General features: G+C 51.3%; 14 protein-coding genes. 1 reads left to right on the forward strand and 13 read right to left on the reverse strand.

Annotation, left to right across the window (positions count from 1 at the left end; genetic code table 11):
• Positions 1–149 precede the first annotated feature (149 nt).
• Positions 150–467, forward strand: a complete 318-nt coding sequence (sugE, locus tag LG202_RS05530; RefSeq protein ID WP_230347401.1) for a quaternary ammonium compound efflux SMR transporter SugE — start codon at positions 150–152, stop codon at positions 465–467.
• A 12-nt stretch (positions 468–479) separates the two neighbouring features.
• Here the strand turns inward: sugE and LG202_RS05535 are convergent, their stop codons facing one another.
• The 13 genes from LG202_RS05535 to LG202_RS05595 form a co-directional block, all read right to left on the reverse strand.
• Positions 480–2,270, reverse strand: a complete 1,791-nt coding sequence (locus tag LG202_RS05535; protein WP_230347402.1) for a TadG family pilus assembly protein — start codon at positions 2,268–2,270, stop codon at positions 480–482.
• Between the two features lie 8 nt (positions 2,271–2,278).
• Positions 2,279–2,551 (reverse strand): DUF3613 domain-containing protein, encoded by a 273-nt coding sequence (locus LG202_RS05540; protein WP_230347403.1) that lies wholly within the window; start codon positions 2,549–2,551, stop codon positions 2,279–2,281.
• Positions 2,548–3,309: a tetratricopeptide repeat protein gene (locus LG202_RS05545; RefSeq protein WP_230347404.1), complete on the reverse strand. Its 762-nt coding sequence runs from the start codon at positions 3,307–3,309 to the stop codon at positions 2,548–2,550. The genes LG202_RS05540 and LG202_RS05545 overlap by 4 nt, the downstream gene beginning before the upstream one ends.
• 2 nt (positions 3,310–3,311) lie before the next feature.
• A complete protein-coding gene (locus tag LG202_RS05550) occupies positions 3,312–4,214 on the reverse strand; it encodes a type II secretion system F family protein (protein ID WP_230347405.1) in 903 nt (300 codons plus the stop codon).
• Position 4,215: 1 nt separating this feature from the next.
• Complete coding sequence (locus LG202_RS05555) at positions 4,216–5,127, reverse strand: type II secretion system F family protein (RefSeq protein WP_230347406.1); 912 nt, start codon at positions 5,125–5,127, stop codon at positions 4,216–4,218.
• Between the two features lie 8 nt (positions 5,128–5,135).
• Positions 5,136–6,389: a CpaF family protein gene (locus LG202_RS05560; protein WP_230347407.1), complete on the reverse strand. Its 1,254-nt coding sequence runs from the start codon at positions 6,387–6,389 to the stop codon at positions 5,136–5,138.
• Positions 6,386–7,639 carry an AAA family ATPase gene (locus LG202_RS05565; RefSeq protein WP_230347408.1) on the reverse strand — a complete coding sequence of 418 codons (1,254 nt, stop codon included), beginning with the start codon at positions 7,637–7,639 and terminating at the stop codon, positions 6,386–6,388. The genes LG202_RS05560 and LG202_RS05565 overlap by 4 nt, the downstream gene beginning before the upstream one ends.
• On the reverse strand, positions 7,639–9,057 hold the full coding sequence (locus LG202_RS05570) for a type II and III secretion system protein family protein (protein ID WP_230347409.1): 1,419 nt from the start codon (positions 9,055–9,057) through the stop codon (positions 7,639–7,641). The genes LG202_RS05565 and LG202_RS05570 overlap by 1 nt, the downstream gene beginning before the upstream one ends.
• Positions 9,058–9,957 carry a Flp pilus assembly protein CpaB gene (cpaB, locus tag LG202_RS05575; RefSeq protein WP_230347410.1) on the reverse strand — a complete coding sequence of 300 codons (900 nt, stop codon included), beginning with the start codon at positions 9,955–9,957 and terminating at the stop codon, positions 9,058–9,060.
• Positions 9,958–9,998: 41 nt separating this feature from the next.
• Positions 9,999–10,493: a TadE family protein gene (locus LG202_RS05580; protein ID WP_230347411.1), complete on the reverse strand. Its 495-nt coding sequence runs from the start codon at positions 10,491–10,493 to the stop codon at positions 9,999–10,001.
• Positions 10,481–10,975, reverse strand: coding sequence for an A24 family peptidase (locus tag LG202_RS05585; RefSeq protein ID WP_230347412.1), 495 nt, complete (start codon positions 10,973–10,975; stop codon positions 10,481–10,483). Before LG202_RS05585 ends, LG202_RS05580 begins: the two co-directional genes overlap by 13 nt.
• Before the next feature lie 12 nt (positions 10,976–10,987).
• Complete coding sequence (locus LG202_RS05590) at positions 10,988–11,176, reverse strand: Flp family type IVb pilin (protein WP_230347413.1); 189 nt, start codon at positions 11,174–11,176, stop codon at positions 10,988–10,990.
• Between the two features lie 217 nt (positions 11,177–11,393).
• A complete protein-coding gene (locus LG202_RS05595; RefSeq protein WP_230347414.1) occupies positions 11,394–11,768 on the reverse strand; it encodes a 4a-hydroxytetrahydrobiopterin dehydratase in 375 nt (124 codons plus the stop codon).
• Between the last annotated feature and the right edge of the window lie 2 nt (positions 11,769–11,770).

Genomic DNA, 11,770 nt, shown 5'->3' on the forward strand with positions numbered 1-11,770 from the left:
GCTCCCTGGTATCTCTGGCAAAGCAAGCTGGATAGCAAACTGGTCTGCCTACAAACCTCACCTGGCCATGGCTGGGTGCAAATCAAAGGCCCCTTCAAGGACAACAACTGTCGTCATTAGGACAGTGCATCAAATAATCAGGATTTTTCATGGATTGGCTTATCCTTACCATTGCAGGTCTGCTTGAAGTCGTCTGGGCAGTTGGCCTCAAATACAGCGAAGGCTTCACGCGCTTATGGCCCAGCGTAGGCACCGTCGTTGCAATGGTTTTAAGTGTTGTACTACTCAGCATAGCGATGCGTTCATTGCCCATGGGCACCGCCTATGCAGTGTGGGTTGGCATCGGGGCTGTAGGTACCGTCATCATGGGGATATTCCTCTTTAACGAACCTACCAGTGCGATGCGGCTAATCAGCGTCGCCATGATCATCATTGGGATTGTCGGGCTGAAGTTAGCAACGCCTTGAATGAAAAAATTATTACCGCAGTAATGGCTGTGCCGCTCTTAAACTTACATCATCAAGTATCACGGTCATACCAGCAATATTGATCCCAAGTAACTTTAGTAGTGGATCAACCACGGTAGTGCTCACATTAGCTAATAATGGTACGACCAATCCAACCACAACATCCTTGAGCACATTGTTAACAAGGTCCCCCACCAATCTCTCGGTACATACTTCAAGCAGCGGTATTCCTAATAGGCTGATTCCAGCCGTACACACATTCAACCGCAATGCCGTACTCGAAGATGTCAAACCATTAAGGCTCTGTCCCAACCCAGCATAAGTATTGCGACACTGCGGCAGAGATTGGTTAGCAACACACGAATCTACCCTTGTCACAGGATGTGCAATATCAAACACCAAATTACCAGGCGCAGGCTGCGTCAATGGCACATTTAGCTGTATATCGGCCTTTAACACGGACAATCCCAACAAACCAAGGGCATTCACTCCAACATTAATCCTTGCCGGAGCATTGCCCGCAGTGTTAGTCAGCGCGACCGTAGCCAAGCCAGGATAAGTATCCATCGTCACATGCGTATTAGCTCCCTGTGCCACGATACTACGCAGTTCGGCGCGTCCTTGTGCCACCTGAACACGCAGCATCAAATCAACTGAAGTACCTAGGAGGTTTGCCGTGCTCACCATAGTATTTACTCTGACTTGGGCTGTTCTCGCGATCGTGCATGCAGCTCCTCCTTGTACGGCAGGTGGCCCTATCACTAATTGGGGAGGCTCTATTACCTGAATACTGGTACTGATATTTGCCAGGCCAAGCAGGCTGACCCCTAGTGGCAGATTAATAAAATTGTTGCCGTTGGCAACAAGAGCTGCTGTCTGGATCAACGATAGAAGGTTAATTCCTGTAGCAGCTACCGCACTGGAGTCTGGGTTACTCACCTGCAATATATTTCCAAGCCTGACTTGTGTGGTGTTCACCGACCCTAGTAATTGGCTCAAGGCACTTTGTACAAGCCCCCTGTCTACCCCTCCAAGCAGGGACGCCTGGCTTCCCTCTTGAGTCACAGCAAGATTCAATATCTGCATGAAGTTGTTAAGTGCAACAGGCGCGTTCAACAACTCTGATACAGATCCAACATTCAAGTCACGCGCGTCACCAGCTCGAACCAAATCCAGCAGGGTGACATTGGTATTCGCAAGGCCTCGGTAATCAATCGCCCTTAAACTCAGGTTGCTACCCAATACCCTACCTAGCAAATTATTCAACAATGCAGATTCTGCAGTATCAATCGCTGCAGCAGTAGAACCCACTCGGAACGCCGCGAATGGCGTACGAATAGCCGCCATGGCCTCGGCTTGGAGCAATATCCTTTGATTGAAAATACCCCCTGCAAACAAACTAGAAGGTATCTCTCTGGTGGCTAATACCCGAACAGCACGGCGTTCCGTATTGCTTGCCATGAAAGTACGCACACCACTGTCATCTGTGGCATAAGTACCCAACTGCACGGCATTCGGTGCGGCAGCGAGATCACCCTGAAAGCCATTGGCCATGGCAGCACTTTGGGCAGCCGCCACGATCAACTGTTGCTGGATATTGCTACCACCGCCCTGCCCACATCCTCCCGCTTGCCCTCCCGCTGCAATCGCGGCCATATCTGCAACATTCTGTAGCTGGCGCTTGACCATCCACATCCGTCCGCTATCAACGGCCACGGCGACAAATAACACAGCCATCATGAGGGTAAGTACGCCAAACAGGCCGATAGCGCCTTGTTGTTGCTTCTTGGAGTGTCTAGACATGGTCAGCATCATTGTCGGTTGAACTGACCGGGATCAAAGCGCTCTGGGATGGGGCGGGTAAAGCTCTCAAGATAACGCTTATGAATATTTTCCATGGCAGGGCCGGACAAAGGTTGTTTATTGAGCGATGCTTGGCTGCCTTCGCGCTGCAATGCCAACCACGCCTCTGCTTGAGAAGGCGTACTAGCCGTTTCTGCCTTCTGTGAATCTTGATCAGCAAAGGCAGCGGTTGCCATGTATAAGGCCAGCACTGTGATTGTCTTCTGCAATTTCATCATCATTGCACTACCTCCAATTGGGGACTCAAAATGCCGGTGCAAAGCTGGGTATTGCCATAGCAGCTACCCGATGAGAATTGCTGGCGCTGATTGATCTTGAATGCAGGCAAGCCACTTTCTCGGCGAATACCTTGCAGATGTTGCTCCGTGATGTTGAAGTCGCTTGCGAGTTGGGTAGCACGCTCATCCTGCCCCGTCTTGTACATGAGCATGATGAGGTTATGGATGGCAAGCCGATTGCTGCCATCCAGCTCAATCGCGGTAAGCAACTCGCTGAGAGCAGGCTGATGGTCGCCATACATCATCAAGACATAGCCGTAATCGCCTCGCACCTTGCTATCCACCGGCAGCATCCGGCTGGCAATCTTGAGGAAACCAATAGCGGTATCGTGCTGTTCCTGCATTTCTGCAAGCAAGCCCAGCCCCTGGTATGCCAAGCCGCCGACACAAGTCGCAAGCAACTGCTGGTATAACTCGCCCGCCTGGTCAAATTGCGCAGTCTGGCGCAAGGCATGGGCTCGATATAAGCGAGCAACAGGAGTATCCAGCTTGGCGGCATCAAGGAATGCTAAGGCTGCATAGGCTTTACCTTCTCCCAGCACCTTGGCAATCATCTCCAATTGCGTACGATCTTCCTGGCTTGCGGCTGTACAACTCTGCTTGCCGTCTTTCTGTTCCTTACCATCCGCGAATGTTGTCAACGCCGCCAGGGAGAAGCTGGCTACGCACAACATCTTGGCCCAATAGCATTTTTTCTTCATGTTCACCCCTGCCCACTCAATGCCTTGCCCAAGCCGATAAAGCCAGGGCCAGCGATAAAGATCATCAATGCCGGAAACATGAAGATCATCATCACGATGGTCATCTTGGCCGACAACTTGCTAACACGTTCGCGCAACATGGAAAACTGCCGCTCCTCAATCAGTGCGGCATAACGCATGATGGAATCCCGCACATTGCCACCTTGCTGTGCCACCTGCTTCAGCATTGCCACAGCTTCCGTCAATTCGGGAATATCCAGCATTTGGCTCATACTCAGCAAAGCCTCGCCTTGATCCTGCCCAGCCCTGATCCGTGCCAGCACGCGCTCCAATTCTTGCGCCAGTTGCGGCATGATGTCAGTTGCCTGCTCCACCATGATGCGCAGGGAATGCTCAAGGGATAGGCCAGAATCAAAGAGCATGACCAGCATGTGGAGAAAAGTCGTGATTTCCTTGCTGATCAGCTTGCAGCGGCGAGCTGCCAGTCTCCGCAACAAGTAACGGATGCCAACATAAAAAAATGCAAACGCGAACAAGGCAAACAAGAGGCTACGTAGCAAGTCATGCCCTTGTATCAAATTGATCAACAACACCAGCACTGCTGTCACCAGTGGCCCAAGCCGGATTACTGCATTGAAAATAATACGTGCACGCCCTCTGTAGCCTGCCTGCACCAATAGCTTGAGGATTTCCTTATCCTTGCTTGAAGGCAAAATGGAGAGACGCTCAATGAAATGTTCAAGGCCTCGCTTGGGAGACGGCAGATGAACACCCCGCTTGCGCCCAAACACTTCGTCAAAGCGTGCATGCGCATCATGGCGGGTTCGTTTGGAAAACTCCGCAATCATCAACAGCGCACTGCCTGCCAACAAGCCCAAGACACTGATCCATACCCAGACATTCATGCTAGATGCTCTTCATCATGCGCCAGAAGATCAGGATGCCCACGCCCTGCATGATCAAGGCGGCCTTGAATATGAAGGCTCCTGATGGATCATGCAGCATCATGTCGATATAGCCAGGGTTGGCAGTAAACATATAAACGACAATCGCCAGGGGGGTGAGTGACAATACCCAGGCCGTGATCTTGGTTTCGCCTGTCATGGCAGCCAGCTCACGTTGAGCCTGCTCATGCTGGCGTATCATCTGCACGATGCTCTTGAGCATCTCTTGTGGTGAACTTCCGTAATTACTGCTAATGCGGATAGCCAATGCAATCAGTCCTAACTCTTTGACGCGATGTAGCTCAGCAGCTTTCTGCATAGCATCGGCAAAACTTGCCCCCAAATCGGTGGCGCGCACTACACGATCCAAGACCGCTCGTAATGGCATCTGCATATCTTCTGTCACCCCCCGTACCGCACCCTCTACACTTTTACCGCTGGACAAGGCGCGTGAGACTTGGTCAATAAACAAGGGGATTTGCGTCACAATCATGCGCTGACGGCGCCGCATGCGGATATAAGGGATAACCACAAGCAGTAGAAGTGCCAATATCAGCGTAGAGGCCAATGCAGGCAATATCGACATGTAGAGATTACTGAATCCCAGCATTAGCAAACCCAGGCAGATAAATGTCACGGTATGCCATGGTGCAAGATCAAAACCGTAAATAACAGAAAAACGTAGCTTGGCACGTGCTACCCAGCCCTCATCTCGCCCTGGTAAAAAACTCTCTATATGCCCAAAATAAGGCAAGGCCTGCTCAAAATTGACTCTGGCCTTGGCTTGCACCTCTTTCTGCTTACTTGCCGACCACAGCAATAAACCCAGCACCAGAAACATGAGGCATAGCGATAGCAATATCCATCTATTCATGACTCCTCCTAACTGAAAGCAAGCGCTCCACGGAGCTTGGGATTACTCGGCGTTACTGGCAGGCTGGCAAACTGCTCTATTTCCAGGTCGTAATTGAATAACTCATTGGTCACAAAACGGTCATCCCGTATCCCGACGACTTCCACAATTGAGGTAATTCGACGTCGACCATCAGGCATACGGGTCACTTGAACGATCAGCTCAATTGCGGCTGCGATCATCTTGCGCATGGTTGCCTCCGCCCCTTGGAAGCCTGCTAGGCCTGCCAGGGTTTCGAGTCGTAATAAGGCATCGGAAGGATTATTGGCATGCACGGTACTCATGCACCCCTCGTGACCGGTATTCATGGCCTGCAACATGTCCATCACTTCCTTGCTACGCACCTCGCCTAGGATGATGCGATCTGGCCGCATGCGCAGGGCATTGCGCACGAGGTCATGCGCCGTCACCTCCCCAACGCCATCGAGGTTATGTGGCCGTGTTTCTAGGCGTACTACATGCTCATGTTCCAGTCGCAATTCAGCAGCATCCTCAATCGTGACAATACGTTCACCTGAGGGAATTGAACGGCTCATGAAGTTAAGCATGGTGGTCTTGCCGGCGCCGGTACCGCCGCTGATGATAGTATTGACACGGCGCTGGGCCGCATTGGTAAGGAAACTCAACATTTGTGAGTTCAGGGTGCCGTAAGCCAAGAGATCATTGCCTAGAATCGGCGTCTTGCGAAATTTACGGATGGACATGCAAGGTCCATTCAATGCCAAAGGCGGAATGATGACATTAAGCCGGCTACCATCCGGCAAGCGCGCATCTACGGTCGGGCTGGCCTCATCCACACGGCGCCCCAATGGCGACAAGATGCGGCGAATCACCCTCAGGACATGTTCGTCATCAATAAAGCGCAACTGGCTTTTTTCCAGCTTGCCCTTACGCTCGACGAAGATATCCCGCGCGCCATTAACGAGAATATCGTTGATGCTGTCATCCTTGATCAAGGTTTCCAGCGGGCCGAAGCCAGCGAGCTCATCTACCATTTCCTCGGTGAGCTTTTCCAGATCATAGGCACTCACCACCAATTGCTTTTCTGCCACATAGCGATACACCTTGCTATTCACATAGGTGATCATCTGCTGGCGCGACATATTGGCCAGGTCTGCTCTGTCCTGCTCGATCTCGGCAATCAGGTAGCTATGCAGCAGGAGCTTGGTATCTTGCGATTGCTCCGCAGCCTTGAGATCAAAGCGATATTCAGAGAGTCTCATGATAGCAATTTGGATCTGGAGATATGCCAATCACTGAAAATACGCTGCAGGCTCGCCAGCAGGCCTGGCTTACGCGTATATTTATCCTTGCTGTCCTGCAAGGTCTGTGCAAGCTCACGTATGCGAACCGCATATTGGCTTTTGGGACTTAACTCCAGGATGCTATCGCCAGTATTTACCGAGGACAGACGTATCATGCCCGCCGGGGGCAGCATCGTCAGTAGCGGCAAATCAAATGAGCTAGCGATGTTATCCGCATCCGGCAATAAGCGTGGGAGATAGTGATCCAGCACCAATCCAGTATTTTGCAGCTCATTTTGCGCCCGCAAAGCACGCAGCAGCTCGTAATTACGCTTACAGCTAGGTACGCTCTGCTCCGCCACCAATATGGTGCGATCCACCGCTGACAACAACAATTGCAGGAAATCCACGCGCGTCACGCCTCCCAAATTGATCACCACTTGGGAGAAATGCTTCCTCAACGTGCGCAATACGGTGTAAATGTCCGCAGGGGAAATCTGGAAGTCGTCCTCTGGATCATCCGGCATGGACAAGACAGACAAGCCGGAACGATGGCGTGCAAAACCAGTATCGATCAAGGTCGCATCCACGCGTGCGAGGTTACGCATTACATCCACAAAGCTGTATTTACCCTGCAAACCCATGAACAACAGACTATCGGCATGAGGTATGCCCAGATCCACCAAGAGAGTCGATTCCGTTTCCTGCATTGCCTGGGCTAGGTGAATAGCCAGCATCGCCGAATCAGGGCTTGGGCGTGCGTTGATAATGGCAGTAATCTGCCCAGACTCCAGCTGAGGGGTAGACTGTTCACGCCGGATGGCGTGGCGCAGGCTATAGCGCCCCAGGATGGCAAGCAGCTCGTTTTCCTTGGTGCCGATACGGATAAAGTCCCTCGCACCCGCCCGCATAATCGTCAAGAGCAATTGCTCATCCGCAGTCTCTGCCAAGGCAAGCACTGGCAAATCAGGTCGCGTAGCGCTAATTTCCTCGATGAAAGCGATCTCCTGCAAAAATGCAGGCGACAATGCGACTTCCTGACGGAAATCCTGTGAGCGCATATGCAGCAAAACAGCATTAATATCCACGGCGTCCACTAGTTGCAATACCTTGCGGATATCCTGCTCTTCCACAAAGATAAACTTGCTGGAATGGTCGGAAATGTTCCTGAGCCAGCGTATGCATTCATCGCCATTGCTGACTACGATATAGTTTCGGCTTTCCTGCATTAGCGTGACATCCCGGTTGAATGTGGTTTTGGATAGGCATCACGCGAGAGGAAAAACTCGCTGAATGATGGCTTGAAGTGCTTGAGTTCATCTCCCGGCAACGTTGGCAATTCAGCATTGCGGGCAATTGGGCGGACCAGGCGCGGCGTCACCACCATCAATAGCTCCTTGTCCTCGCGATCAAAGCGTTTGGAGCTGAAAAAAGCACCGATGATGGGGATATTGCCCAGCCAAGGCATCTTGTCGATGTTGTTCACGGTATTACGGCTCACCATGCCACTGATGACGAAGCTCTCACCGTTGCCAAGCGATACGCTGGTTTCTGTGCGCCTTACCTTAAGGCCAGGTACAGAGACACCACCGGTTTGCACCGCATTGGCAAAATCCAGCTCACTCACTTCGGGAGCCACCTTGAGAAAAATCCTCTCGCCACTGAGGATAGTGGGTGTCAGCATCAGGCGAACGCCATACTCTTTGTAGCGAATAGTGATAGCACTATCCGCCCCACCACCGGTCCTGATCGGCACCGGAAATTCACCACCGGCAAGAAAGGTAGCGGTTTGGCCTGAAATGGCAGACAAGGAGGGCTCGGCCAGTGTGTAAGCGAAGCCATTACCCTCTAAAACACTCAAGGTGCCAAGTAACCCTGAACCTTTATTACCAACTGCTAAATTAAATGCATTCAGAATTGGTAAAAACCCAGATCCACTTGCAAAGTTAAATCCTTTGCCAACGTTGTTAGCCGCTGAACCTTGCCCCGGAAAATCACCATCACTGATGTGATTGCTATTGGTAACACTACTTAGATTGTTAGGGCTACCAATTACAAATCCTGACTTATCTCCACGTCCTATATTGCTTTGCCCCAGAGACAATCCAAAGCGCATGACATTCTGCCTGCTGACCTCCACCACCTTGATGTCAATCTGCACGTGGCTCTCGAACTCGCTGCTTGCCACATCCAGAGCACCCTTGCGGTCTTTCTGTAACGATGCCAATGCACGTGCATGCTCTTCCAATGACCGAGCTTCACCCACTAGGGCCACACCATTTCCAGCTGGCTGCACATGCAGATCATTAGCATCGGCCGCCTTCAACCCCTGGTTTTCCAATGCGAGCGATGGAGCCACACTCACTTGCAACACGCGCGCTGGCTGGGTAGCCGTGCTATCCCACAAGCTGATTTCTGTCGCGCCCACCGCCTTGGGAACGATCATCATCGTCTTGGGGCTAGTCATGGTCACTGCAAGCACCTCAGGATTGGCAATCGCAACGCGTTGCAATGCCACTGTGTGCTCATAAAGCTTTTGCTGCCCAATGCTGACAAGCATCTCCTCGGCACAGGCCGATTGTGCGACCATTAGCCAGCATGCGCCTGCCACACCGGCCAGTTTTCCCCGTGAATAGAATGCAGCCATTTACCGTCCTTTGAAGCTGATGGTTTCTGTCTTATCACCGGCATGGACAATGACATTGACCACTTCGGTATTTTTCTTTGCAGGCATTGCTTTTATTGATTTAGGTACTACAGGGGGCTTGCTTGATTGTTGTAAACCAGTAATTTCGGAGAGACGTACCAAGTCATTGGATGTCTTTGGCGTATCTGGGCTGGCGCCACGCAGGGATAAGCGTAGATTTCCACCGCTAGCTGCCAGCATGAGGCGCGAGACATCCTCCTCCTTGACGGCGATGACAGCAGAATGTCCACTCAATGCCTGCGCCTTGCCACCTTCGCTATCAGCAAGGATAGAGGCTGATCCGGGGGAGATACTTGAGGAGGAGACATTCTGCTGCAACACTTCACCGTAACTAATCACGCGTACATCCTTGATGATGGACTGCGCGAAGCTATCTGTTGTCATGCCATTACTGCTATTGATATACACCAGCACATCAACATGGTCGCCCGGCTGGATAAAGCCACCAACACCAATCACCTCATCGACCTTGATGGCAACGCCTCGCTCCCCATGCTTGAGCAATTGCGCGGCTGGGCCACGCTGAGCGAAGTAAGTAGAAAGCACAGGGGCATCTTTCTCAATCGCAGTTTCCACCATGCGACCTATCAAGTCTGCCGTGGTGCTATACGCCAATGAGTTCTGGCTGTCGCTTTCCTTCATTGCCAGGTCCTCCGGCAACAATACATGCCCGGCTGGAATATCCTGCCGCGCCACCACCTGAGAATGGCGCACGACATTCACTGGGGCTGGCGCGTGCACCTCGGGCTGCCGATGACTCGCCCGGATGCCATACCATCCCACCAATACCGCCCCGATGAATAGAAGGATTGCTGTAATCCTTAATGCATTTCCGCTCATTTTTATTATGGCCCGCTGTTGAAATCAGCAGTAATGCCAGCTCAAACAAGATTGATTCTGGCATTACCTTGTAAATCCAGTGGCATAGGCAGCATCGGCCCATAGCCGGGAATATTCAGGATAGGGATCACCGGATTATTGTTGTAATTGGGGTACACCACCCTTACGGTCAGGCTGCTCCCAACCACATCCACCACCACCTTGCTATTGCCTGCACCCAGCACATGCTCACGCACGCCTTGCGGCAACCAGGTCAATGCATTCCCAACTGTATGCCTCACCCGCGAGGTAATGCCTTCGCTGGCATATTGAGCGCTACTGCCATACGCCATGGGATCTACCGCAATGGCAGCGCGCGCGCCCTCTGAAGCGGCAAACACAAAAGACGACTGCAACAAGAACAAAATGGCATACGTCACCAACGCGTAGAACAAGGTGAAGAACAACATAAACAGCATGGCAAACTCAATGGCCGCCGCACCTGATTGCCTGCGTCTGGATGAAGATTGTCTCGAAATGCATGTTATAGATGCCATGATTCCATCCCCCATATTTCCGGAAACAAGATGACAACGCCCATTGCCAAGGCCAATGCGGCACCAAATGGGATATACCGCCGCTTGTTGCTTTCCCTGCTTACCGATACCCAACCAGAAGTCACCAACTGCGGCTTCAATTGCCACCAAATCATCAAACCTGCCAGCACGCCAAGCGATGCCAACACAAAACTCGCCACGACCACCTTCACGCCACAAAGCACAGCTATCGCTGCCAGCAATTTGACGTCCCCACCACCTAATGTTCTGGTGGCATATCCAGGAATCGTCAGAAGAAAAGCTACGGCCAGACCCCAAAAGGCAGAGGAGATGGGTTGGTCGTAGTAGAAAACCTGCCCAGTCATCAACAGATAACTGAAACCGAATAACAATGCTCCCAAGCTGAGTAGGTTGGGAATGCGCCTTTGCGAGAAATCATAAAAAGCCAGCAATCCCGCCCAGATACATAGCATCGTTAGCATCACAGCTGCCTTTTAAGTAGCAGCAGTAGTCAGTGCAGTACTAATGTTTGTGAAAATTGTTGTGACTGCGGTTCTCACATTGCCAGACAACCCAGCAATTACCACGGCTACCATGGCTGCAATCAAGGCATACTCAATACCACTCGCACCTTCTTCATCCTGGTAAAGGTTCACCAGCCACTGCTTCATCACTGAAAACATGTCTATCTCCTTTAGCTACTTAGTCAATTTATGCTGGGCATTTTGCATAACTCTGAAACACAGCATACACATTTTGATAAATACAGTAAATATGAAAAATATGATAATTACAAAATATCTATCGGCAGTAGTATCAAATTCTTTAAAGGCAGAAATAAAAAAACGGCCAGGATTCATCATCCTGGCCGTTTTTGGTTTGCAAGCGAGTCGCTAGCGATTAATCGTATTTGATATATTTGAAGCGCGCATCCTCATTTGGTGTGCCTTCTAGAGCACCTTGTTCTTTGGCAGGCTGCCACTGGATCACAGACTCTATCTTATGCGCCAGCTCCCAATCCTTATCGGTAATGCCCTTGGCTGTATGCGTAGAAAGCTTGACGATGACAAAAGCATAGGAAACGGTGAGGTCGGGATGGTGCCAGGCAGCTTCGGCAAGATGCCCCACCGTGTTTACCACCATCAGGGTCGCTTTCCAGCCACTAGTTTTGTATTTGCGGCGAATCCAGCCATCTTCGTAATACCAGTGCGGCAATTCTTTCTGTAGCCTAGTCTGGATTTCCGCTTCACTGTAGGTACGTTCGGCTTCACTCATCG

The sequence above is a fragment of the Methylobacillus methanolivorans genome, from assembly GCF_054588515.1.